The 23273-nt window shown below is 52.0% G+C and carries 21 protein-coding genes; 17 read left to right on the top strand and 4 right to left on the bottom strand.

The genetic code is table 11. From position 1 onward, the window contains the following. The first annotated feature begins 512 nt into the window (after window positions 1-512). The 9 genes from DYE26_RS14520 to DYE26_RS14480 all read left to right on the top strand — a co-directional run bounded on the left by DYE26_RS14520 (window position 513) and on the right by DYE26_RS14480 (window position 10044). Window positions 513-1751, top strand: a complete 1239-nt coding sequence (locus DYE26_RS14520; RefSeq protein WP_036624936.1) for a glycosyltransferase family 2 protein — start codon at window positions 513-515, stop codon at window positions 1749-1751. Between the two features lie 1250 nt (window positions 1752-3001). Further along, entirely contained in the window at window positions 3002-3496 is a 495-nt protein-coding gene (gene infC / locus DYE26_RS14515; RefSeq protein ID WP_036624935.1) for a translation initiation factor IF-3, read from the top strand. An 87-nt stretch (window positions 3497-3583) separates the two neighbouring features. Then, window positions 3584-3784, top strand: a complete 201-nt coding sequence (rpmI, locus tag DYE26_RS14510; RefSeq protein WP_036624934.1) for a 50S ribosomal protein L35 — start codon at window positions 3584-3586, stop codon at window positions 3782-3784. A 212-nt stretch (window positions 3785-3996) separates the two neighbouring features. Next, window positions 3997-4356, top strand: coding sequence for a 50S ribosomal protein L20 (rplT, locus tag DYE26_RS14505; RefSeq protein ID WP_036624933.1), 360 nt, complete (start codon window positions 3997-3999; stop codon window positions 4354-4356). Between the two features lie 386 nt (window positions 4357-4742). Beyond that, entirely contained in the window at window positions 4743-5819 is a 1077-nt protein-coding gene (locus DYE26_RS14500) for a BMP family lipoprotein (RefSeq protein ID WP_036624932.1), read from the top strand. Window positions 5820-5956: 137 nt separating this feature from the next. Continuing rightward, window positions 5957-7495: an ABC transporter ATP-binding protein gene (locus DYE26_RS14495; protein ID WP_036624931.1), complete on the top strand. Its 1539-nt coding sequence runs from the start codon at window positions 5957-5959 to the stop codon at window positions 7493-7495. Beyond that, entirely contained in the window at window positions 7488-8561 is a 1074-nt protein-coding gene (locus tag DYE26_RS14490; protein ID WP_036624930.1) for an ABC transporter permease, read from the top strand. The genes DYE26_RS14495 and DYE26_RS14490 overlap by 8 nt, the downstream gene beginning before the upstream one ends. A gap of 1 nt (window position 8562) precedes the next feature. After that, window positions 8563-9522 carry an ABC transporter permease gene (locus tag DYE26_RS14485; RefSeq protein ID WP_036624929.1) on the top strand — a complete coding sequence of 320 codons (960 nt, stop codon included), beginning with the start codon at window positions 8563-8565 and terminating at the stop codon, window positions 9520-9522. A 234-nt stretch (window positions 9523-9756) separates the two neighbouring features. Beyond that, window positions 9757-10044, top strand: coding sequence for a hypothetical protein (locus tag DYE26_RS14480; RefSeq protein ID WP_036624927.1), 288 nt, complete (start codon window positions 9757-9759; stop codon window positions 10042-10044). A gap of 6 nt (window positions 10045-10050) precedes the next feature. Here DYE26_RS14480 and DYE26_RS14475 read toward each other — a convergent pair whose 3' ends face one another. After that, window positions 10051-10506, bottom strand: a complete 456-nt coding sequence (locus tag DYE26_RS14475) for a GNAT family N-acetyltransferase (protein ID WP_036624926.1) — start codon at window positions 10504-10506, stop codon at window positions 10051-10053. Between the two features lie 568 nt (window positions 10507-11074). Between DYE26_RS14475 and ilvB the strand changes: the two genes are divergently transcribed. The 7 genes from ilvB to DYE26_RS14440 all read left to right on the top strand — a co-directional run bounded on the left by ilvB (window position 11075) and on the right by DYE26_RS14440 (window position 19462). Further along, window positions 11075-12826 carry a biosynthetic-type acetolactate synthase large subunit gene (gene ilvB / locus DYE26_RS14470; protein ID WP_036624924.1) on the top strand — a complete coding sequence of 584 codons (1752 nt, stop codon included), beginning with the start codon at window positions 11075-11077 and terminating at the stop codon, window positions 12824-12826. Next, complete coding sequence (gene ilvN, locus DYE26_RS14465) at window positions 12823-13305, top strand: acetolactate synthase small subunit (RefSeq protein ID WP_036624923.1); 483 nt, start codon at window positions 12823-12825, stop codon at window positions 13303-13305. Before ilvB ends, ilvN begins: the two co-directional genes overlap by 4 nt. 212 nt (window positions 13306-13517) lie before the next feature. Beyond that, window positions 13518-14510, top strand: coding sequence for a ketol-acid reductoisomerase (gene ilvC, locus DYE26_RS14460; RefSeq protein ID WP_036624922.1), 993 nt, complete (start codon window positions 13518-13520; stop codon window positions 14508-14510). A gap of 562 nt (window positions 14511-15072) precedes the next feature. Further along, a complete protein-coding gene (gene leuB / locus DYE26_RS14455; RefSeq protein ID WP_036624921.1) occupies window positions 15073-16152 on the top strand; it encodes a 3-isopropylmalate dehydrogenase in 1080 nt (359 codons plus the stop codon). A 647-nt stretch (window positions 16153-16799) separates the two neighbouring features. Continuing rightward, window positions 16800-17345, top strand: coding sequence for a peroxiredoxin (locus DYE26_RS14450; protein WP_036624920.1), 546 nt, complete (start codon window positions 16800-16802; stop codon window positions 17343-17345). Window positions 17346-17614: 269 nt separating this feature from the next. Then, window positions 17615-18019 carry a hypothetical protein gene (locus DYE26_RS14445; RefSeq protein ID WP_036624918.1) on the top strand — a complete coding sequence of 135 codons (405 nt, stop codon included), beginning with the start codon at window positions 17615-17617 and terminating at the stop codon, window positions 18017-18019. 336 nt (window positions 18020-18355) lie between these two features. Continuing rightward, window positions 18356-19462 (top strand): ATP-binding protein, encoded by a 1107-nt coding sequence (locus DYE26_RS14440; RefSeq protein WP_036624917.1) that lies wholly within the window; start codon window positions 18356-18358, stop codon window positions 19460-19462. A 14-nt stretch (window positions 19463-19476) separates the two neighbouring features. Here DYE26_RS14440 and DYE26_RS14435 read toward each other — a convergent pair whose 3' ends face one another. The 3 genes from DYE26_RS14435 to DYE26_RS14425 are packed head-to-tail and all read right to left on the bottom strand — an operon-like array spanning window position 19477 to window position 21975. Further along, a complete protein-coding gene (locus DYE26_RS14435; RefSeq protein ID WP_036624916.1) occupies window positions 19477-19668 on the bottom strand; it encodes a FeoB-associated Cys-rich membrane protein in 192 nt (63 codons plus the stop codon). 43 nt (window positions 19669-19711) lie between these two features. Further along, complete coding sequence (feoB, locus tag DYE26_RS14430) at window positions 19712-21736, bottom strand: ferrous iron transport protein B (protein ID WP_036624915.1); 2025 nt, start codon at window positions 21734-21736, stop codon at window positions 19712-19714. Then, window positions 21733-21975 carry a FeoA family protein gene (locus DYE26_RS14425; protein WP_036624914.1) on the bottom strand — a complete coding sequence of 81 codons (243 nt, stop codon included), beginning with the start codon at window positions 21973-21975 and terminating at the stop codon, window positions 21733-21735. The genes feoB and DYE26_RS14425 overlap by 4 nt, the downstream gene beginning before the upstream one ends. Window positions 21976-22214: 239 nt before the next feature. Here DYE26_RS14425 and DYE26_RS14420 point away from each other — a divergent pair, with 239 nt between their 5' ends. Beyond that, window positions 22215-23180 carry an aldolase catalytic domain-containing protein gene (locus DYE26_RS14420; RefSeq protein ID WP_036624913.1) on the top strand — a complete coding sequence of 322 codons (966 nt, stop codon included), beginning with the start codon at window positions 22215-22217 and terminating at the stop codon, window positions 23178-23180. The last annotated feature ends 93 nt before the right edge of the window (window positions 23181-23273 follow it).

Genomic DNA, 23273 nt, shown 5'->3' with positions numbered 1-23273 from the left:
ATCCATGGCCTTTTCAAGAACTGTTTTTTTGTTCGGGGTACATCGGCGGGTTTTGACTTTTTGCCCGGCGTCCCTTTACAATGATTCAAATAATAGCAAAAAAGTTTAAAAAAAAGTGCAGGAATCTGTAAACTTTTTGCCGCTTTGTCACGTCTGTTAAATATGGAACGTTCCTTTTTTTGACGCGGAGAATGAAAAAAAAGTTGGAACCTGAAATAAAAAGTGCCAAAAGTGATGAAAATAAGAACAAACCGCACCTGCACGCAGGATGCGGCGGTCCCGTACGCGAAAATAGACCGACTTCGGATATATTTGCGCTACGGCGGGGTTATAGTGGCTTTGACAAAAGCGGCAAATTCGTGGAAAATCGAATGCGTTACGTTAATTTGATTAGAAAAAAATGCCATTCGAAAGACAAAAAAAGGGACAGTGACAAAAAAAGGGTCAATTATTACCAAACGCTCCGGACATGAGAGATAGAAAACGGAGCATTAAAAAGGGGGCAAGAAATCATGTTGGACATCATCTTGGTCTCGCTGCAGGTGGTGCTTGCGGTGATTGGGGTGTATCAGTTCGGTTTAGCTTTATTCGGCATGTACAAGAAAAAAACGAAAAGGCAATTCGAGCCAACCAAATCTTTTGCCGTGCTTGTCGCGGCGCACAACGAAGAAAAAGTGGTCGGGGCTTTGATGGAAAATCTCAAGCTCCTGAACTATCCGAAAGAATTGTTCGACGTATTTGTCATTTGCGATAACTGCACGGACGGTACGGCGGACATCGTCCGCAGCCACGGCATGAACGCCTGCGTCCGCAGCAATCCGAATTTGCGCGGCAAGGGCTACGCGATCGAATGGATGCTGAAGCAGCTGTGGAAAATGCCGCGCCAGTACGACGCGATTGTGATGTTTGACGCCGACAATCTGGCGCATCCGGATTTCCTGCGGGAAATGAACAACGATCTGTGCTCCGGGGCCCGCGTGATCCAAGGGTACATCGACACGAAGAACCCGGAGGATTCCTGGATTACGGCTTCTTACGGGATCTCGTACTGGTACTGCAACCGGCTTTGGCAGTTGTCCCGGCATAATTTGAACATGGCGAACTTCCTGGGCGGCACGGGGATGTGCTTTGAAACGAACCTGCTCAAAGAGATGGGCTGGGGCGCGACAAGCTTGGTCGAAGACTTGGAATTTACGATGCGCTGCGTGGAGCGGGGCGTGTATCCGGTGTTTAACTACGACGCCAAGCTGTTCGACGAGAAGCCGCTGACGTTCAAAGCTTCGGCGCGCCAGCGTTTGCGGTGGATGCAGGGACACTTTACGGTCGCCCGCCGTTACTTCTTCCCGCTGCTTTGGAAGAGCATCAAGGAACGCAATTTTGTCAAGCTGGATATGGCGCTTTATGGGGTCAACGTATACATCGTGTTGCTGACGTTCCTGCTGACGGCATTGATCTGGGTGGACCAGTCGCTGCTGCAAGGGCCGCATTTCGATACGCTTTATCAATACTTGCCGATGTGGGTTTCCTATTTGGCGATCGCGGCGAACGTGTTTATTTTCCTGGCGGCCATGATCCTGGAGAAGGTGAAGTCCAAGAAGGTGTACGCATACCTGATCCTTTTCCCGATTTATCTGATCTCCTGGTGGCCGATCACGTTCTACGCATTCTTTACGCAAAACAACAAGCAATGGAGCCATACGCAGCATACGCGCGTAGTTCGCCTCGAAGAAGTGCAAAGCAAACAAGGCTGATTTAAGGAAACTCAAAAGGCCGTCTTTTGATCACGAAGTAATTTCAGAGGGCTGTTCGGCGTCGAATCTTGAATTCAATAGGGCCTTCCGGTGCTCACGTAGGAACTACCTACGCTCCGCTCCTCAGTCCCTATTTCATCCAACCTTTTCGGTGCTGAAAACCTGGCCTTTTGAGTCTTGATTGTAACAGTTGTTTAAAAACCGACTTTTGAAGATATGAGGATGAGTAATCATCCAAGAAAGAACTTCCTCATATCGCAAGAAAAACTTCCGCTAAATGCGGTCTGACTGCTTGGATTTGCATCGATAAAGGTTTTTCTTATCACGAAGCTTTAAACGGATGAAGCGGGCTCGGCGTCGAATCTTGGATTCAGCCGGGTCCTGCGTGTGCTCACGTAGGCTCACCTACGCTGCGCTACTCGGTCCCAGCTTCATCCAACCCTTCTCGGTGCCGAAAAGCCGGTTTTTAAACTTTTATTGAATCGAAAACTCAAAAGGTCATCTTTTGAAGATATAAGACTGAATCATCATCGAAGAAATAATCTGCCTTATTTCGCAAGTCATGCAGGTTCGCCGAAGTTGGCGCTTGAGCGCGCCGTACAGTATCGTACTGTACTGTACCGTGCCGTGTCGGAAGGATAGCGGCAAAAAATGACCTTATTTTATCCGACCAGGGAGCTGTGGAGCAAATAAGGGATTTTTAGGCTCTTATTTTTGGGCGAAGGCTCAATATCGCTGCTTTTTACGGGCTGTCTTGGAAAATAAGGGCGTAAAACGCTTCTATTTCGGGCAAACGGAATCAAAAAGCTAAAATAACGACATTAATGACCGCTATTTCCGGCCCAACTCTCCGGCCCATCTTTCCAGCCTAACTTTCCGGCAGCGAGACCACCAAGTGGATAGGGAGCTTGTAGGGAGGGAGTCTGACTCCCCGCCGGAGGCGAACGGAAATACAAAAGAAATACAAACCGGCTTTTTTTATCAAATCCCCTTGACTTGGCGTTTATCCTCATGCTATAGTATTTGAGGTTGCAAGAAGTTTTTGGATTGCAAGCAGAGGCCCCGGCTTCTCACCTGACCGACTTTAACGTTGGCTGGTTTTGATCCAATGATTTGTGAATGATATGTTCATGAAGAATTGACGATCAATTTGGGATGCGGGCGTAAGACCTGCATCCTTTTTATGTGCCTAAGTTTCGGTCAAAGAGCTTAAGACCTTTTGGAGGTGGAGAATTATCAGTAAGGAACATTTGATCAATGATGAGATTCGTGCGAAAGAGGTCCGTCTGGTTGGCGCTGCTGGAGAACAAATTGGCATCAAGCCGCTGCGCGAAGCGCTGCAGATGGCGATCGACCTGAATCTGGATCTGGTGAACGTTGCGCCGACTGCCAAGCCGCCGGTTTGCCGGATTATGGACTATGGCAAGTTCCGTTACGAGCAACAGAAGAAAGAGAAGGAAGCCCGCAAAAATCAGAAAATTGTGGACATCAAAGAAGTCTGGTTCCGGAGCAACATCGAGGAGCACGATTTCCAAACGAAGCTTCGCAATGTGATCAAATTTTTGAAGGATGGCGACAAGGTGAAATGTTCGGTCCGCTTCCGCGGACGCGAAATTGCCCATGCCGACATCGGGAAAAAAATTCTCGACCGCGTCAAAGATGAGGTTGCGGAAATCTCAAGCATTGAGCGCCTTCCGAAGCTGGAAGGACGCAGCATGATCATGATTCTGGCACCGAAAAACTAAGCGCTTGTTTTCTATATATGAGCGTTCCGCCCGCGGAATGCCACGGAAAGGGAACAATCGTCTCACAAACTTTGAGGGGGAAGTACAATGCCTAAAATGAAAACTCACAGCAGCCTGAAAGGCCGCTTCAAAATTACCGGGTCCGGTAAAGTTAGACGTTACAAAGCGAACCGCAATCACTTGCTGTCCCATAAGTCCAATCGCAGAAAACGTGTTTTGGCCAACAGCCCTGTTGCTTACGCAGGTGACGTTAGCCGTATGAAGCAACAACTGGCAAACTTGAAGTAATCAAAGAGATAGTTCAAAAAGTCATCTTTTGAAGATATAAGAAAGTAAAGCCTCTCGGCACCAGCTTCCTTATATCGCAAGAATAACCACCGCTTAAGGCGGTCTGGCTTCCGTGCAGATGCATCGATCGAGGTTTTCCGATCATGAAGCCTGCCGAAAACCTGACTTTTTGAACGCTCATACTTAACACAACTTTTTGGGAGGTTTTTAATATGGCAAGAGTAAAAGGCGGATTCGTCGTTCGTCGTCGTCATAAAAAAGTATTGAAACTGGCTAAAGGTTATTTCGGTTCGAAGCACCGCATTTTCAAAACCGCGAACGAGCAGGTTATGAAATCCCTGCTGTACGCATACCGCGACCGTCGCACGAAAAAACGCGACTTCCGTAAGCTTTGGATCGTTCGGATCAATGCGGCAGCTCGCATGAACGGTTTGTCCTACAGCAAATTGATGCATGGCTTGAAATTGGCCGAAGTGAACATCAACCGCAAAATGCTGGCGGATCTCGCCGTCAACGACCTGAACGCATTTAATTCTTTGGCCGCCGTAGCCAAAGAAAAAATCAACGCTTAATTAGGTTGACAAGGCGCTGTTTCCGGTATTAGAACACCGGGGCGGCGCCTTTTTTAGAAGATGCATAAGCAAGACAGGCATGGAAATTAGAAAATGAGGAAGTATATAGGTACAGCGGGGCGAAGCGGGCCGAGAGAAAAAGCTTACATTGTGCTTCGGGTTGCTGGGAAAAGTTCGGAAATAGACAGTTCTTCCCAGCTTAAGTTCACATCAAACGAACATTGCGTGGGAAACTTGTCAAAAGCAAGCGCTTTACCTGGAATAAACACGAAAATTATTTGACCCAAGGTCGTTAAAAGTATGGATTTTAGCTTATTTTGCAGTTATAATCTGACTATATCGAAACCTTGGATAAGGTCATAAATTTTAAGGGGGATTATTTTTCAATGAACAAAGCCTTCAAACTTTCTCTAGTCATGATGCTCGCCTTCGTGTTGGTTTTGGCCGGCTGCGGTCAGAAAGCGGCGAACAATGGCGGTGCCAACGGAGGCAACGCGGCTAAAACCGGAAATGCCGGAGCGGGCAACGGCGGGGATACGGCTTCAGCTTCCAATGTGAAGATCGGTCTTGTCACGGACGTCGGCGGCGTTAACGACAAATCGTTTAACCAATCGGCATGGGAAGCGCTGCAAGCTTTGAACAAAGAAAAAGGCATTCAAAACCAGTATTTGCAAAGCGCAAGCAGCTCGGACTACGTTCCAAACCTGAACCAATTCGTGCAAAACGGCTTTGATCTGACCTGGTCGATCGGCTTTGACCTCGGCGACGCTACGAAACAAGTGGCTGACGCGAATCCGAACGCCAAAATGGCCATTATCGACAACGTGGTTGACGCTCCAAACGTGGAATCCGTAACATTTGCGGAAAATGAAGGGGCTTATCTGGTCGGTGTCGTAGCCGGCTTGACGACGAAAACAAACAAAATCGGTTTTATCGGCGGTGCCGATAGCCCGGTTATCAAACGCTTTGAGGTTGGTTTCCAAGCAGGCGTTAAGGCGGTTAATCCGGATGCGGAAGTCAAAATTACTTATGCCGGCGCGTATGACAAACCGGATATCGGCAAATCTCTTGCCGGCCAATTGTTTGATTACGGCGCGGACATTATTTTCCCGGCCGCCGGCCAAACCGGCAACGGCGTGTTCAACGAAGCAACCGCGCGCAACAACGCCGGCGGAGCAAACAAATTGTGGGTTATCGGCGTCGACAAAGACCAATCGATTGAGTTTGGGCATGAAGTTACTTTAACCTCGATGATTAAACGCGTTGACGTTGCGGTGAAGAACGTTTCTCAGCAAGTTATCGACGGCACGTTTAAAGGCGGACAAGTTACCAACCTGACGCTGAAGGAAGACGGCGTTGGTTTGCCGGAAGAAAATCCGAACCTGAGCAAGGAAATTCTCGACAAGGTGGAAGAGTACAAACAAAAAATCGTAAGCGGCGAAATCACGGTTCCATCCGAATAACCAAGCGGCTTAAAAGATCGGCCGGGTTTGAGCCGGATGCGGTCAAGCAGCAGTAAACATAGCAATCAAGCAGGCAAGGCCAGTGGATGAACTGGCCTTGTTGCTTGCGTAAATCCCAAAATGGTGAGGGTGATTTCATGAATGCCGAGGCTCCCGTAGTCGAGTTGAAGCAAATCACAAAGCGTTTTCCCGGCATAGTGGCCAACGATTCCATCAGCCTGACCCTGAAAAAAGGGGAAATTCACGCGCTTCTCGGCGAGAATGGTGCGGGCAAATCGACGCTAATGAACATTTTGTTCGGGCTCTATCAACCTGATGAGGGTACGATCGAGATGAACGGCCAACCGGTAACGATCGACAGTCCCAATAAAGCGATCAAATTGGGAATAGGCATGGTTCACCAGCATTTTAAGCTTGTCCAGCCTTTTACGGTGACCGAGAACATCATTCTCGGCTTGGAGCCGAAAAAAGGCGTTAACATCGACTATAAATCGGCGTCCGCCCAAGTGGCGAAATTGTCGGAACAATATGGTCTTCATGTCAATCCGAACTCGAAAATCCACGATATTTCCGTCGGGATGCAGCAGCGGGTGGAAATCATGAAAATTTTGTACCGGGGCGCGGATATTCTTATATTTGACGAGCCCACGGCGGTGCTTACGCCGCAGGAAATCGAAGAGCTGATGGCGATCATGCGTCGGCTCGTCGCCGAAGGAAAATCGATCATTCTGATTACCCATAAGCTGAAGGAAATTATGCAAATTTCCGACCGGGTAACGATTATCCGGCGCGGCAAAGTGATCGATACCGTCGAGACGAACAAAACGAATCCGAGCGAACTGGCCGAAAAGATGGTGGGCCGCGGGGTATCGTTCAAAATCGATAAAAATGAGCCGAAAATTGGGCAGCCTGTATTGCAGCTAAGTGAAATCAAGGCAAAGGACAAACACGGCATTCCGGTGCTGGACGGCTTGAATCTCGAAGTGCGGGCAGGGGAAATCGTCGGAATCGCCGGGGTTGACGGCAACGGTCAAACGGAACTGATCGAAGCGATTACGGGATTGCGCAAGATCGAATCCGGATCGGTCCGGCTGCTGGGGAAGGAACTCGCGAACCTGCCGACCCGCAAGATCATTGAAAGCGGCGTGTCGCATATTCCGGAAGACCGACATAAGCACGGCCTCGTTCTCGACTTTTCCATCAGTGAAAATATGGTGCTGGAAACGTATTATAAAGCGCCTTACAGCAAAGGTGTGATGCTTAACCAGCGTGCAATCGACGAGCGTGCCAAGATTTTGGTCGAGCAATTCGACGTGCGTACGCCAAGCATTGAGACCAAAGCCCGCTCCTTGTCCGGCGGCAATCAGCAAAAGGCAATTATTGCTCGGGAAATAGACAAAAATCCGGTCCTGCTGATCGCGGCCCAGCCGACGCGCGGGCTTGATGTCGGCGCGATCGAATTCGTGCACAAACAGCTGGTGGAGCAGCGCGATCAGGGGAAAGCGGTACTGCTTATTTCCTTCGAGCTGGATGAAATCATGAACGTATCCGACAGGATTGCCGTCATTTACGAGGGGAAAATCGTCGGCGAAGTGCTTCCGCAGGAAACGAACGATCAGGAACTCGGCCTGATGATGGCGGGCAGCCTGGAACGGGGAGGTCAGTCGATTGGATAAACTGCGCAAAATATTTACGATGGACAGCCTGATCGTCCCGCTGGTGGCGATTTTGCTCGGCCTGCTGGTCGGGGCGGTGGTGATGCTGATCGGCGGCTATAATCCGCTGGTGGCTTACGGCGCGTTGATTAAGCGGGTCGTCGGCAATCCGTACGATTTCGGCGAAACGATCCGGCAAATTACGCCGCTTATTTTCACCGGTCTGGCCGTTGCCTTTGCGTTCCGTTCGGGGATGTTCAACATCGGTGCGGACGGGCAGGTGCTCATCGGCATGACGACCGCCACGGCTGTCTCGTTGTCCTTGTCGGGTTTGCCGTCCGCCATCCTTGTGCCGCTCGCGGTCATCGCCGGCGGGATCGCCGGAGGTCTATGGGCCGCCATCGCCGGGTATCTTAAGGCCAAGCGGGGCATTAACGAGGTTATTACGACGATCATGCTCAACTGGACCGCCTTGTACTTATCCAATTACGTGATCCGGAACTTCTTTTTACTGAAAGGCCAAAACCGTTCCGAGGATATCGAAGCTTCGGCTTCGATGACGTTCCTGTTCGGGATGTTCAACAACGCCCGGATTCATTGGGGAACGGTGATCGCCCTTTTGGCGGCGGTATTTTTCTTTGTATACCTGTGGAAAACGAAACAAGGGTACGAAATGCGTTCGGTCGGCCTGAACCCGAACGCGGCCGAATACGCGGGGATGAACGTTGGCCGGAATGTGGTGAAAGCGATGTTCATCAGCGGCGTGTTTGCCGGCCTGGCCGGCACGTTTGAAGTGCTGGGCGTTTTTCACTATCAGTCGGTATACGCCGCATCGCCGGGGTACGGCTTCGACGGTATTGCCGTAGCGCTGCTTGGGATGAACCATCCTTTTGGCGTGGTGCTGGGGGCCATTCTTTACGGCGTGTTGACTTACGGCTCCGCCGGGATGAGCTTTGCCGCCAAAGTTCCGCCGGAGCTGATCAAGATTGTGCTCGGTTCGATCATATTCTTCATTGCCGCTCAGGGCATCGTACGCTTGGTACTGAAACCTTTCTTCCTGAAGCGAAAGAAAGAGAAGGTGTTGTGATATGGACGTACTAACGCTGCTTGGTCAACTGCTTAATTCAACCCTTGTATTTTCGACCGCGCTGATTTTCACGGCGCTGGGCGGCATTTTTTCGGAACGTTCCGGCGTGGTGAATATCGGTTTGGAAGGCTTGATGATCTTCGGCGCGTTTGCGGCGGGCGTAGGCACCTATTATGCCCAGGAGGCCGGAATGGGAGGACTGGCCCCGTGGATCGGGGTGCTGGCGGCTGTCGTTGTCGGGGCTTTGGGGGCGCTTATTCACGCGGTTGCCACCATCACGTTCAAGGCGGATCAGACGATCAGCGGGATCGTCATCAACTTTTTGGCAGCGGGCCTGACCGTTTACATCGTCAAGCTGCTGTTTGAAGGGGCGGCGGAAACGCCGCTGGTCGACGTCTTCCAGAAATACGCCGTTCCGGTGCTCCGGGATATCCCGATCATCGGTCCGGGCGTCTTCAACTCCTATCCGACGACGTATCTGGCGTTGATCCTCGTCGCGGTCGTTTATTTCGTGCTGTTCAAGACGCCGTTTGGCCTGCGTCTTCGCGCCGTGGGCGAACATCCGAGCGCGGCCGATACGCTGGGCGTCAAGGTAACCCGCATGCGTTACATCGGCGTGCTGCTCAGCGGCGCCTTGGCGGGCATCGGCGGGGCTACGATTACGCTGACGACAACAAGCACGTTTGCCCATAATACGATTTCCGGGCAAGGGTACATTGCGATCGCGGCGATGATTTTCGGCAAATGGAACCCGCTGGGCGCGTTCGGAGCGGCGATGTTTTTCGGCTTTTCCCAGGCGATCCGCAACTATGTGCAGCTGTTTGAATGGTCAAGAAACATACCGCAGGAGTTCATTTTCATGATCCCGTATGTTCTGACGATCATCGTGCTTGTCGGTGCGGTTGGCCGCTCCTCGGCTCCGTCCGCGCTGGGAACGCCTTACGATCCGGGTAAACGGTAAACAACCGTGAGAAGCACTACGGAAAGCTATATAAAAGAGATGCTGCGTTAACGCGCAAGCATCTTTTTTTGCCTAAATCCGTAGACACCGGCCTGTTTTTTTAGGGAGCAAGGCGATGGTGCAGGCACCGATGATTACAGGCGAATATGTTAGGTTTGAACACACAATAGCCGAATAAAACGGTTCACCCGAGCGGTTTGACGGCTATGAAATAACCTAACAGGAGGAGTTAAGATGGGCAGAACGGTGACGAAGAGAGACGCCGAAAAATTGCTGGGCAAAGACATTGTAGCTTATAAAAAGGACGGTAGTATTGTAACGGGCAAACTGGTGAAAATCAGCGGCAACCGCCTGTACGTCCGCCAGAAATCCGGTAAAAAAGTGCATACCAAAGCGATTGCTCCGCTCGTTTTGTTTGATCTGCTGGCTATCGGCACATCGCCCTTTGCTTTCGGCGGCTTTGGTCCCTTTGGATTTGGCGGCTTCGGCCCCTTTGGGTTTGGTGGCCCGTTCATTTGGTAAACCGGCCTAAATGTAGAAATTAAGTATTTTTTCCATTTCATAGCACTTTGTCGCCTCAATGAAACGCTTCCTACGGTACCCCATTTTGCGGTAAAAAAGGTGGGCTCGGGTGTTGTCCCGGTCCACCATCACTTTTGCGCGAATGCATTCGCGCGAAGCGGCAAAATGCTCCGCGTGCAGCATCAGCGTCTGGCCGTAACGCTTGCGCTGATAAGCGGGAGCAACCGCCATCATATCGATATACAGCAAATCGCCGTACACGAGAAAATGAATAAACGCCACCGGATCGGCTTCATAATAAGGCGAGGCTACCAGCGTAACGCCGCGCGAAAGCCGTTTCGGCAGTTCCTTTAGGATCGTTTCGATTTCGTGGGAAGGCAAACTCGAATGGGGGACGAGCTGCTTTTGAACGAGATCGAAAATGACGGGATCGTCCTGCTTTGGTCTTCTGTAGCGGATCATGCGATGATTCTCCTCCTTGCCGCGTATCCTGTATGGGCGCCGCCATTTATCTTATGAGAGCAGGGGGAGAGGTGTTCCGGTCAAAAGTTTTCATTCGATTGGGTATTGACTCTATGTGTAAAGTAATCATATAATGTTCCTAAACATTTTATGAACATACTGAATCGGCGATGATGAGGACGAAGGTTTAAGGGCTCTTTGCTCAGAGAGTGGATGGATTTGCTGAGACCACCACCAAAACCCCTTAAATGCGAGCTCACCTCGGAGCTGTTTTCCTGAAAAGCTGCAAGCCATTCCGCGGTGACGCTTGCGAACAAGGCCTATTAGGGAAAATCGTCAGGTCCGCGTTAGGGACTTCGGGTAAGGGTAACAAGCACCGTACTCGATAAGGCTTGGCACCGTGAGGTGCCGGGTGAAAATGGGTGGTACCACGAAAGGATGCAAACCTTTCGTCCCTCGGAACAGGAGACTGCTTCCGGCGGACGGAAGGTTTTTTTATTTGCAATGTAATTCAATAAGAGTTCAAAAAGTCGGCTTTTTGAACAACCCTTGAAAAGGAGGATGACTGATGAGCGCGCAAACTCCAGAAGTGCGGTCTACAGAACAATTACGTGAGAAATGGATGAAACCGGAAGTCATTACGGGCTCGGAAATACTGCTTCGCAGTTTGCTTTTGGAAGGTGTCGAGTGCGTCTTCGGTTATCCGGGCGGCGCGGTGCTGTATATTTACGACGCGATGTACGGTTTTACCGACTTCCATCACCTGCTGACCAGACATGAGCAGGGCGCCATTCATGCGGCGGACGGTTACGCCCGGGCCACCGGCAAAGTCGGCGTGTGCATCGCCACCTCCGGTCCGGGGGCGACCAACCTGGTTACAGGCATCGCCACCGCATTTATGGATTCCGTACCGCTGGTTGTCATTACCGGCAACGTCGCGACCAGCCTGATCGGCACCGACGCTTTCCAGGAAGCGGACATTACCGGCATTACGATGCCGATTACGAAACATAGCTATCTCGTAAGAAACGTGGAGGATCTGCCGCGCATTATCCACGAGGCGTTCCATTTAGCCAACACGGGACGTAAAGGGCCGGTGCTGATCGATATTCCGAAGGACGTGTCGGCGGCCAAGACGCTGTTCGAACCGGTACAAACGGTCAATCTGCGCGGCTACAATCCGACGGTTGTACCGAACCGGCTGCAGCTCGACAAACTGGCGGCGGCGATCAAAGAAGCGGAGCGTCCGGTGATCATCGCCGGCGGCGGGGTCGTCTACTCCGGCGGCCATGAGCAGCTGTTCGAATTCGTGAACAAGACGCAAATTCCGATTACGACGACGCTGCTCGGCTTGGGAGCTTTCCCGAGCGGGCACGAGCTGTGGATGGGCATGCCGGGAATGCACGGCACCTACACGGCAAACCAATCGATCCAGCAGGCGGATTTGCTGATCAATATCGGGGCCCGGTTCGATGACCGGGTGACGGGCAAGCTGGACGGTTTTGCGCCTCGCGCGAAAATCGTGCACATCGATATCGATCCGGCCGAAATCGGCAAAAACGTGCATGCCGACATTCCGATCGTCGGCGATGTGAAGACGGTGTTGGAAATGCTCAACCCGCTCGTATCCCGGGCGGACAAGGCGGATGCCTGGAGAGAGCAGATCCGGCAGTCGAAGATCGATAAACCGCTGAAGTACAAAGACTCGGACACCGAGTTGAAGCCGCAGTGGGTTATCGAAATGCTGAACGAAACCACCGGCGGCGAAGCGATCGTCACCACGGACGTCGGACAGCATCAAATGTGGGCGGCGCAATTTTACAAATTCAATCAGCCGCGGTCCTGGATCACTTCGGGCGGCCTCGGAACGATGGGCTTCGGGTTCCCTTCGGCGATCGGCGCGCAGATGGCGTTCCCGGACCGGCTGGTCATCTCGATCAACGGCGACGGCGGCATGCAAATGTGCTCCCAGGAGCTGGCCATTTGCGCCATCAACAACATTCCGGTGAAGATCGTCGTCATCAACAACCAGGTGCTCGGGATGGTTCGCCAATGGCAGGAGCTGATTTACGACAACCGTTATAGCCATATCAACCTCGAGGGCAGCCCGGATTTCGTGAAGCTCGCCGAAGCGTACGGTGTCAAAGGTTTGCGGGCCGCAAGCAAGGAAGAGGCCAAACGGGTATGGCAGGAAGCACTCGATACGCCGGGACCGGTGTTGGTGGAATTCATGGTCCGCAAAGAGGAGAACGTGTATCCGATGGTTCCGCAAGGTTCTACCATCGATCAAATGCTGATGGGGGACGGTGAACAAGAATGATGAAGCACGCCATTTCCGTATTGGTAAACGATCAACCGGGTGTTCTTCAGCGCGTGTCCGGCCTGTTCGGCCGGCGCGGCTTCAATATCGAGAGCATCACGGTAGGCCAGTCCGAGGAGGAAGGCTTGTCCCGGATGGTTATTGTGACCCAAGGGGACGACAAGACGCTGGAGCAAATCGAAAAACAGCTTTATAAATTAATCGATGTCATCAAAGTTGTCAATTTGAGCTCCAGACCGATGGTTTCCCGGGAGCTGGCTTTGATCAAGGTCAAAGCCGAGCCGGCCGAACGTCCCGAAATCATGGGCGTCGTCGAGACGTTTCGTGCGGCGGTCGTCGATATCGGTTCGTCCAGCTTGATGGTGCAGGTAGTGGGCGATACCGAAAAAATCGACGCGATGATCGAACTGCTCCGGCCTTACGGCATCCGGGAGCTGAGCCGCACCGGCGTGACCGCGATGATTCGCGGCAACGCCTAAAACGAAAGCCTTAAGTCCAAGTAAACAATCAGGTTTAACTAAGCCGTTTACGGCTTCGGCTTCCGCCGGAGAGCGGGGGTTTGAGCGGATGGACAGCAGCGCTTTACCTCGTTATGGCGTCGGTCCGTTGAAACGCCCGCTCATCAGGCGGAGGGTTAAATATCAAGGGAAGCCAAACGGCTATCCCGCAAATTTTAGGAGGGCAAATTAAAATGGCAGTTACTTTGTACTATGAACAAGATGCAGATCTCGGCGTTTTGAAAGGAAAAACAATCGCAATTATCGGTTACGGCAGCCAAGGCCATGCCCATGCGCAAAACCTGCGCGAAAGCGGAGTGAACGTTATCGTTGGTCTTCGCGAAGGCAAATCCTTCGATAAAGCCAAAGAGGACGGGTTTGAAGTATTGTCCGTCGCCGAAGCGACGAAACGCGCCGATGTGGTGCAAATCCTGATGCCGGACGAAACGCAGGCTGCGGTTTACAACAGTGAAATTGCGCCAAACCTGAAAAAAGGCGCGGCCCTGATGTTCGCTCACGGTTTTAACGTACATTTCGGCCAAATCGTGCCTTCCAAAGACAACGACGTGCTGCTCGTTGCTCCGAAGTCTCCGGGCCACATGGTTCGCCGTACTTATGTGGAAGGCTTCGGCGTTCCCGGCCTGATCGCGATCCATCAGGATGCTACGGGCAAAGCTAAAGAAATCGGTTTGGCTTATGCGAAGGGCATCGGCTGTACGCGTGCAGGGGTCATTGAAACTTCGTTCCGCGAAGAGACGGAAACCGACTTGTTCGGCGAACAAGCTGTGCTTTGCGGCGGCGTATCCGCGCTGATCAAAGCCGGCTTCGAAACGCTGGTGGAAGCGGGTTATGCTCCGGAAATGGCATACTTCGAATGCTTGCACGAAATGAAGCTGATCGTCGACCTGATCTATGAAGGCGGTCTGGCTACGATGCGCGATTCCATCTCCAACACGGCGGAATACGGCGATTATGTAACAGGCCCGCGCATCGTGACGGAAGAAACGAAAAAAGCGATGAAAGAAGTGCTTGCCGATATTCAACAAGGCAAATTCGCCCGCGACTTCATTTTGGAAAACCAATCGAACCGTGCTTTCCTGACGGCTACCCGCCGCAACGAAGCCAGCCATCCGATCGAAGTGGTCGGCGGCGAGCTGCGCGGATTGATGCACTGGATCAAAAAGTAATAAAAATAAACGAAAAAAACGGAGCGGAAGATGCTCCGTTTTTTCGCTTTTCGCTTTTCGTTTTTCATGGAAAGAAGGACAGCCCGCTGGGATCAACTGCAAAAGTGCATTCTATTTTCCGTAAATCACCATCTTAGAGCGATTGAAATGCAAAAGATTCAACTTCCCGAATGTACCTCGACAGACGTTTTTTTAACTGCTGTATCCGCCCCCGCAGCTGCTGCAGGAAGATCCGCCGCTGCAGGAGGAGCCGGCGGGTTAACCCCATGGCGGGGGGCCGTAAAAACTCATTGTAATGCTTTCTCGGCCACAGTTTATCCTTCACGTTACGGATGGCGCTTCGGGCCTCCGGAACATGCCCGCTTTGCGCATTGGTCCGAGCTTTCTTAGAGACACTAACGAGGATAACGGTAGAGGATAAAACAATCGCCATAATCCATAGGAAAACGGAAATAGCTTATAGCTAATGCCTATTGCCTTAATAGATTCTATATCTTTGTTTATCCTAACCGGCTATGATACAACTGAAGAAGAGTATGTTCACGAAAGGGAGCTGGAAGCAATGGCGGAAGTAAAAAAAATCGCGGTTATCGCGGGAGACGGCATCGGACCGGAAGTGGTGGCCGAAGCGGAAAAGGTGCTGAAACGGACGGAGGAGTTGTTCGGATACCGTTTTGAAACGGAGCATGCCCTGTTTGGGGGCATTGCGATCGACGAGAAAGGAACGCCGCTTCCGGAAGAGACGCTGGAAGTGTGCAAAAACGCCGACGCTGTGCTGCTCGGTGCGGTCGGCGGCCCGAAATGGGACAACAATCCGAAGGAGCTGCGTCCCGAAACCGGCCTGCTCGGCATCCGCAAAGCGTTGGGCTTGTTCTCGAATTTGCGCCCGGCGGTCGTTTTCGACTGCCTGAAGGACGCGTCCACCTTGAAGCCGGAGGTGCTTGAGGGCACCGACCTGATCGTCGTGCGGGAGCTGACGGGCGGCATTTACTTCGGCGAAAAATTCCGCCGGGATACGGATCAAGGCCAGGAAGCCGTGGATACCTGCGCGTACAACGTCAGCGAGGTGGAGCGGATCGTCCGCCAAGCGTTTGAAATCGCGCAAAAGCGGCGCAAGAAGCTTGCTTCCGTCGATAAGGCGAACGTGCTGGAGACGTCGCGTTTATGGCGCGAAGTCGTAAACCGGATCGCGCCGGAGTATCCGGACGTAGAGCTTGAGCATGTGCTCGTGGATAACTGCGCGATGCAGCTGCTGCGCCGTCCGGCCAGCTTTGACGTCATCGTCACGGAAAACATGTTCGGCGACATTCTCAGCGATGAAGCGGCGATGCTGACCGGCTCGATCGGCATGCTGTCATCGGCTTCCCTCGGCGAAGGAAGCTTTGGCCTTTACGAGCCGGTGCACGGTTCGGCGCCCGATATCGCCGGCCAAAACCTGGCCAACCCGATCGCCACGATTCTGTCGGTGGCGCTGATGTTCCGCATGACGTTTGGTTACGCCGACGCGGCGGACGCGATCGAAAACGCCGTGGCGGAAGTGTTGGACGCCGGCCACCGGACCGGCGACATCGCGGTTGACAAAAGCAAGGCGATCGGCACGAAAGCGATGGGCGACCTGATCGTCGCGGCGATGAAAAAGTAAGCAAAAAAGGGCTCAACCTAATAATCAGCGCTTGACAGGGAGGGCCGGTAACCGATCGTGGCAAGAGATATCGGCAGATCAACATCCGCTGTCCGGACGCTTTGCATGATTATCCCGTTTGATCCGGAAGCAGATAGGAAGTTAAATTCAGGAGAAGAAAATAGGTTTGGGAGAAGCAGACCTGTTCGTGAGCATTAGTTCGAGATCGTTAGTTCGAGATCGTTAGACAGGTTTGTGAGAATGAGGTTTAGGAGAAGTGAAGCGGACCTGACGGGAGGAACGGGGCAAGACACCGGGAAAAATGAAAGGACTGTGAATAGCCCCCATCCTCTCCCTCCTGAACAAAAGGAATAATCGTGCAAAGCAGTATGCAGGGATACCAAGACACGAACGCTATAGACAGCCACCTCAGAGTCAAAGTCATAATTTATTTTTTCAAGCACTGATCTCGGTTTTGAGTCTAAAAAAAGTTCAAAAAAAATCCTTATTTATAATAATTATAAAAAAGTAACTGTTATAATATTGACTTTGAAATATGCCTTTGATACCATGAGAACTGTAAGTTTGAAAAAGGTTGAAACTTACCAACAAAGGGATTAGAAACACTCATGTGTTTCTTACATATTTTCAAAGGAGGAGTTTTAAAAATGGCAGAACGTTTGGTTGGAAGACCCGCTCCGGATTTTGACATGGCGATCGTAACGGGAGACGGAAAGGAATTTGGACGCAAGAAGCTGGCCGACTACCGCGGCAAATGGCTGGTATTTTTCTTCTATCCGCTTGATTTCACGTTTGTGTGCCCGACGGAAATTACGGCGCTGAGCGACGCTTACGCTCAATTCCGCGACCTCGATTGCGAAATTCTCGGCGTGAGCACGGACTCCGAGCACAGCCACAAAGCGTGGATCAACACGCCTAAGGATAGCAACGGCCTCGGCCAGTTGAACTTCCCGCTCGCTTCCGATATCACGAAGAAAGTTGCCCGCGATTACGGCGTGCTGATCGAAGAAGAAGGCGTAGCCCTCCGCGGATTGTTCATCATCGATCCGGAAGGCGAATTGAAATATCAAGTCGTTAACCATAACGACATCGGCCGCAGCGTAGACGAAACGCTTCGCGTGCTGCAAGCCCTGCAATCCGGCGGCCTTTGCGCCATGAACTGGAAACCGGGTGATAAAAACCTGAACGCTTAATTTCGGGTGAATAGCGATGAACCCCCTGTTTGGCCACTGCCAATCAGGGGGTTTTTTGCCCATCAAAAGCGCCTTATGCCAAGCTTGGTCCGCCGGCGCTTACCTGCCTGAGGATCGGACCATAGTCCCGTTTTGTAACAAAATGGGTGAATTTTCAAATGAGGCGCAGGAATTTCAATCCTGCTTCACGAATAAATTATATGAAAATCCTGCAATGCGATTAGCCTGGGATCCATGGATGTACCGAACACGCGAAAGGGTGAAGGGGAATGAGTTTTTGCTGCGGAGCAAGCATGCTGGGAACAAAGGGGACTTTAAAGCATTATCGTACGCAGGTTCATAATGTTCCCCTGTTATTTTGCCCGGTATGCCATCGGGTTGAGGTTCATTATAAGGTGGAGAACGAATACGAAATATTGGCGGAATACGCCCACGGCGACGGGGTTTCGGAAATCGATTTTCAGGATTTCGTCATGGAGGACGATGAATCGATTTTCGGAAATTGCGTCAACCGTGAGGATGAGGACCCGCTCTTGATCGTTCAAAGCCAAATCGATATTTCGCTTGATCTCCTGTCCGTTGCGAAGCAAATCGGCGATGATAAATGGGAGGAAGAACTGAAGAAAAGATTGGCCGTTATGAGCAGGCGCAGAGCCCGGCTTCAACACAAATAACGGCTGAATACAGGCCATAAACAGCCTCCCGGCAGGGAGGCCGTTTTATTTTTAGGACTATGGTCGTCCATTTGCGGTGATTCCATGTTTTTCGACAGTATCTCTGATTGACGGTATTTGGAAGACTTTACTATGATTGAAATAGGCAGTTTCGGACTGATTTTCGGACAGGCTTTTAGTTCATGAAATATTACCGTCGTCGAAACGGATCGGAGCGGCTAATGGAATGAAAAAAAGCGTTACGCGCGAGCCGATTTCGGGTAAGTTCTTCTCAGGTAGTGATCGTATGTTGTCAGTAAGGCAAGTACATCATTTATGGGAAAAGGGGGAACCAACTTGTTGAGTGAATTCCAGGAGACGCTGCTCCAATCCGTCAAAGCATTCCAATCAACCCAACTCGTCAAAAACAAATACGAAAACGTGCTCCAGCACCTAGACAGCGGAATTATGCTGTTTGACTGCGAAGGAATATTAACCTTCATCAATGTTCAAATGGCCAGGCTGCTCGAGATGCCGCGCCAATCACTCATCGGTTGCAATTTGCTGCAAATGCTGCGCCACCCGCACCTGAACCGATTCAAGAAGCGGAAGATTCTGCGGATTTATCGGGAAACCATTTTTCACCGGAAAAAATACCACGAGTTTATCGATGAGTACGGAAGGCATTGGCTCATTACGGTTACATACGGAGATCAGATGGACGGGGACTTTTTGCTAAGCGTCAAAGATGTGTCGGATTTCAAACGGATCGAGCAAACGGCGTACCAAAACGACAAGCTGGCGATGCTCGGGAAAATATCGGCGGCGATCGCCCATGAAATCCGCAACCCATTAACCGCGATCCGCGGGTTCATTCAATTGCTCCGCCCGCATTTGGTGGAGCTGGGCAAGGATGAGTACGCCCGGATAATTTTAACCGAGATCGACAGGGCCAACGACATCATTCATGAATTTTTGAATTCGTCCAAGCCTTCCGCCCCGCAGAAATCGACCGTCAGCGTGTCATCGCTGCTGAAAGAGGTTGTCCTGCTGACGGAAAGCGAGGCGGTGATGAAAGGCTGCCAGATGATGCTGCACGCTCCGGAGGAGGAGCTTCTCGTATCGATCGATGTGAAGCAGATCAAGCAGGTCCTGCTCAACATCATCAAAAACGCGATGGACGCCATCGCCGAGGTGGAGGGGGATCATAAGGGAGTCATCGATATCCGGGCGGAGATGGAGGGCAAGGCGGTCAACATTTCCATCCAGGACAACGGAAACGGCATGGACAAAAGCATGCTGGGCCGTCTGTTCGATCCTTTTTTTACGACAAAAGAGAAAGGCACCGGTTTGGGGCTGTCCGTAAGCTATCGGATTATCCGCAACCATCGGGGGAATATTTCCGTGGACAGCCTCAAAGGCGCGGGAACGATTTTCGTCATCAAACTGCCGCTCGTATCTTAAAAACGATGCTGCACTTACTCGCGTTTGGGCTTGGCCGGCGAACAGGAAGAGGCGGGGGGCGCCTGACGTCCGCTGCACGCCGCAGAACAGGTTTTCTGCTGCGAGCACGACGCGCAGGCGCCTTTCTTGCTTTTTTTGAAGCCGCGGTACAGCGAGTATCCGGCGAAGGCGAAGACGGCGGTTACGATCACAATATCGAACAGCATAGTTTTTCTCCTTTCCGTTCTTTGGCTTGGGTTGGGAGCTGACTTAGGCAAGTCCCAACCATATTCCGCCCCGGTAGATGATCAGCGAAACGACATAGGCGAGAGACAGCGAGTATCCGATCGTAAACAGCGTCCATTTCCATGAGGCGGTCTCTTTGCGGAGCACGCCGACCGTAGCCATGCAAGGCGTATAGAGCAGGACGAAGGCCATGAAGCTGTAGGCTTGCAGCGGCGTAAAGAAACGGGCGATTTGCCCCTGCAGACCGGCCAGATCGGGAACGTGGTAAATAATGTTCATCGTTGAAACGACGACCTCTTTGGCCATAAAACCGGTAATCAGCGCCGCTCCGGACTGCCAGGTACCGAACCCGACCGGGGCCAGCACAGAGGCAAACAGGCCGCCGATCAGGGCCAGAAAGCTGTCGTCCATATTTTCGGCGATACCGCCCGGTCCGAGGTAAGTAAGCAGCCAGATCAGCACCGAACCGCCCAGGATGAACGTACCGGCCTTCCGCAGAAAACCTTTGCCCTTTTCCCAAGTGCTGCGGAGTAAAGTTATGCTTTGCGGCATACGGTAGGGCGGCAGCTCGACCATAAAAAAGGAGTGCTCCTTTTTAAACAGGGTAGCGGAGAACAGTTTGGCCATTACCAGCGCAAGAACGATGCCCAGCACGTACAGCGACAGCACGACCAAGGCCTGATACTTGGCGAACAGGATGCCTGCAAACAAGGCGTAAACCGGGAGCCGGGCCGAGCACGACATCAGGGGGATGAGCAGCATCGTAAGCAAGCGTTCCTTGGGCTGTTCGATATTCCGCGAAGCCATGACCGCCGGCACATTGCAGCCGAACCCGAGAATAAACGGGATCAGCGCCTTGCCGTTCAGTCCGACGAGCTCCATCAATTTGTCCATCATCACGGTGATCCGCGCCATGTAGCCGGAGTCTTCGATAAACGAGATGATCAGAAACATGATGAAAATTTGCGGAACAAACACCAGCACGCCGCCGACCCCGCCGATAATCCCGTCCAGAATCAGCGCCTGCGTGAAACCGGAAGCTCCCGCCGCCGCCAGCAGCCATGCCGCGCCTTGGGTTACGGGGCCGGTGATCAGAGCGTCGAGCCAATCGGATAACGGATTGCCGATCCAGTCAAACGTCAGCTGAAAGGTCAGAAACATAAAGGCGATGAACAGCGGAATTCCCCAAATAGGATGGGTGACGATTCGATCGATTTTTTCCGTGAAATCGTTTGGCTTTTCGCCGGTCGTGTCGATGACTTCGCGGCATATTTTGCCGATTGCCTGCATGCGGATCGCGCGGATATGATCCTCTGCGCCGGCGGCGACGCCTGCCGCGGCAAGCCGGTTTTCCGCCGCTGTCCGTAAGGCGGCCAGTTTACTCAGATCGGTTTGCGGAGGCAGCACCGAACTTACGGCGGGATTGCCCTCCAGATATTGCAGAGCGATCCAGCGCAGGGAAGGATGAGGGTCCGTCAGCGAGCCGTTTAATTCACGGGTAATGTCCTGAATGGCCTCTTCAAGGATGTCTCCGTAATAAATCTTAAACGCCGGCGCGGCTGCGGACGAGGCCAACAGCTTGCCCATCGCCGCAAGCATTTCCTTGCTGCCCTTGCCTGTGCGGGCAACAAGCGGCATAACCGGGGCGTCCAGCAAGCCGGCCAGCCGCTCTATGTTGACGTCGATTCCGTTTGCTTTGGCGACGTCCATCATATTAAGCCCGATGATGACGGGCTGGCCGTATTCCAGCAGCTGCAGCGTCAGATAGAGGTTGCGTTCCAAATTGGACGCATCGACGATATTGACGAGCAGCGAGGGGCGTTCCGCGGCGAGAAATTCGGCGGCCACCCCTTCGTCGCGCGACAGGGGGCGCAGCGTATAGATGCCCGGCAGATCGGTCAACTGCCCGGACTTGTTGCGGAGCTGTCCGACTTTTTTCTCCACGGTCACGCCGGACCAGTTGCCCACGTATTCGTATGATTTCGTCAGGCTGTTGAACAGCGAGGTTTTTCCGGTGTTGGGGTTGCCGATCAACGCTGCGACGCTCATGACACCATAACCTCGATATTAGCGGCTTCCTTTTGCCGGATGCCGAGCAATTGCCCGCCGCATTCCAAAGTCACCGGACCGCCCAGCAGGCAGTACCGTTTAACCGTTATACGCGATCCCTCCCGGATCCCGAGATCGGCCAGCCTGCGCTTCAAGATCGGGTCCATTTGGCCGAAATCCGCAACCCGGGCCGACGCGCCCGGCTTTAATCTGAGCAAACAAAAGCGGCAAGTTTCCATTACGAATCACTCCTCGTCAATTAGGAAGATAATAATGTATGTCTATTGGATGCCTGCGATAGATGGAATGGATGTTTTCATTGAGAATCAATCTCAATTAGATTCAAAAGTAATATATCACGCTAGTTCGTACCATACTGTGACTAACCTCATATCAATTATTAATTGCTTCTTTACTTTTTGATTTCGCTTCAAGTAAGATGGGTATTAATACTATCGATGGAGAGGAACATGCTGGTATGAAGGGTAACCCGTGCAAAATCGTGGATTGTACAATACGTGACGGAGGTTTGGTCAACAACTGGGACTTCAGCGTTGAATTTGTCCAAAAATTGTACGCCGGCCTGAACGAGGCGGGGATCGATTATATGGAGATCGGCTATAAAAATTCGCCCAAGCTGCTTAAAGGCGCCGATCAGGCGGGACCGTGGCGCTTTCTTGACGATGATTTTCTCCGGAAAGTCATTCCCGAAAAAGGCCGTACGAAGCTGTCGGCTCTGGTCGACATCGGACGCGTCGATGAAAACGACATCCTGCCGCGCAGCGAAAGCCTGCTCGATCTGATTCGCGTCGCCTGCTACATCAAAGATGTAGACAAGGCGCTTCAATTGGTGCAGCTGTTCCATGACCGCGGCTACGAAACGACCTTGAACATTATGGCATTGTCCAACGTTATGGAAAATGAGCTGCTGGAAGCTTTCGAAATGATCCGGGAGAGCGTCGTGGACGTCGTTTATATCGTCGATTCCTACGGCAGCCTGGATTATAAGGATATGGAGTATCTGGTCAACAAGTTCAAAACGCATCTGCCGAACAAACGGCTTGGGGTGCATACCCACAACAATATGCAGCTGGCGTTTTCCAATACGCTCATAGCCGCCGAAAAAGGCGTCGAGCTGCTCGATGCGTCGGTGTACGGAATGGGGCGCGCCGCGGGCAACTGCCCGACCGAACTGCTCGTCACGCATCTGAAAAATACGAACTACCGTCTGCGTCCGGTGCTCGAAGTGCTGGAAGAGCTGCTTATCCCTTTGCGCGAAAAAGAGGAATGGGGTTATTTGATCCCTTACATGATCACCGGGACGCTGGACGAGCATCCCCGCTCGGCGATGGCGCTGCGCGCTTCGGACGACAAGGACGGCGTTGTGGATTTCTACGATAAATTAACGACGCCGGAAATCAGCTTTGACAAGAAGAAGAAGTAATGCTGCGAAAAGTTCGGCCGCTTTGGCCGGGCTTTTCTTTTGCTCCGACATTTTTGGAACAAAAGGAAGGAAAAACACGGAAAATGTTGAATT

The sequence above is a fragment of the Paenibacillus macerans genome (assembly GCF_900454495.1).
GTDB lineage: Bacteria > Bacillota > Bacilli > Paenibacillales > Paenibacillaceae > Fontibacillus > Fontibacillus macerans.
This window is presented reverse-complemented; position numbering and strand designations above follow the sequence as displayed.

What these genes read in the sequence shown, in the direction of transcription:
- DYE26_RS14520 (WP_036624936.1), top strand. Translation starts at nt 513, where the DNA reads ATGTTGGACATCATCTTGGTCTCGCTGCAGGTGGTGCTTGCGGTGATT.
- DYE26_RS14445 (WP_036624918.1), top strand. Translation starts at nt 17,615, where the DNA reads ATGAGTTTTTGCTGCGGAGCAAGCATGCTGGGAACAAAGGGGACTTTA.
- rpmI (WP_036624934.1), top strand. Translation starts at nt 3,584, where the DNA reads ATGCCTAAAATGAAAACTCACAGCAGCCTGAAAGGCCGCTTCAAAATT.
- DYE26_RS14475 (WP_036624926.1), bottom strand. Translation starts at nt 10,506, where the DNA reads ATGATCCGCTACAGAAGACCAAAGCAGGACGATCCCGTCATTTTCGAT.
- DYE26_RS14495 (WP_036624931.1), top strand. Translation starts at nt 5,957, where the DNA reads ATGAATGCCGAGGCTCCCGTAGTCGAGTTGAAGCAAATCACAAAGCGT.
- feoB (WP_036624915.1), bottom strand. Translation starts at nt 21,736, where the DNA reads ATGAGCGTCGCAGCGTTGATCGGCAACCCCAACACCGGAAAAACCTCG.
- leuB (WP_036624921.1), top strand. Translation starts at nt 15,073, where the DNA reads ATGGCGGAAGTAAAAAAAATCGCGGTTATCGCGGGAGACGGCATCGGA.
- DYE26_RS14480 (WP_036624927.1), top strand. Translation starts at nt 9,757, where the DNA reads ATGGGCAGAACGGTGACGAAGAGAGACGCCGAAAAATTGCTGGGCAAA.
- ilvN (WP_036624923.1), top strand. Translation starts at nt 12,823, where the DNA reads ATGATGAAGCACGCCATTTCCGTATTGGTAAACGATCAACCGGGTGTT.
- DYE26_RS14425 (WP_036624914.1), bottom strand. Translation starts at nt 21,975, where the DNA reads ATGGAAACTTGCCGCTTTTGTTTGCTCAGATTAAAGCCGGGCGCGTCG.
- DYE26_RS14500 (WP_036624932.1), top strand. Translation starts at nt 4,743, where the DNA reads ATGAACAAAGCCTTCAAACTTTCTCTAGTCATGATGCTCGCCTTCGTG.
- DYE26_RS14420 (WP_036624913.1), top strand. Translation starts at nt 22,215, where the DNA reads ATGAAGGGTAACCCGTGCAAAATCGTGGATTGTACAATACGTGACGGA.
- rplT (WP_036624933.1), top strand. Translation starts at nt 3,997, where the DNA reads ATGGCAAGAGTAAAAGGCGGATTCGTCGTTCGTCGTCGTCATAAAAAA.
- DYE26_RS14485 (WP_036624929.1), top strand. Translation starts at nt 8,563, where the DNA reads ATGGACGTACTAACGCTGCTTGGTCAACTGCTTAATTCAACCCTTGTA.
- DYE26_RS14450 (WP_036624920.1), top strand. Translation starts at nt 16,800, where the DNA reads ATGGCAGAACGTTTGGTTGGAAGACCCGCTCCGGATTTTGACATGGCG.
- ilvB (WP_036624924.1), top strand. Translation starts at nt 11,075, where the DNA reads ATGAGCGCGCAAACTCCAGAAGTGCGGTCTACAGAACAATTACGTGAG.
- DYE26_RS14435 (WP_036624916.1), bottom strand. Translation starts at nt 19,668, where the DNA reads ATGCTGTTCGATATTGTGATCGTAACCGCCGTCTTCGCCTTCGCCGGA.
- ilvC (WP_036624922.1), top strand. Translation starts at nt 13,518, where the DNA reads ATGGCAGTTACTTTGTACTATGAACAAGATGCAGATCTCGGCGTTTTG.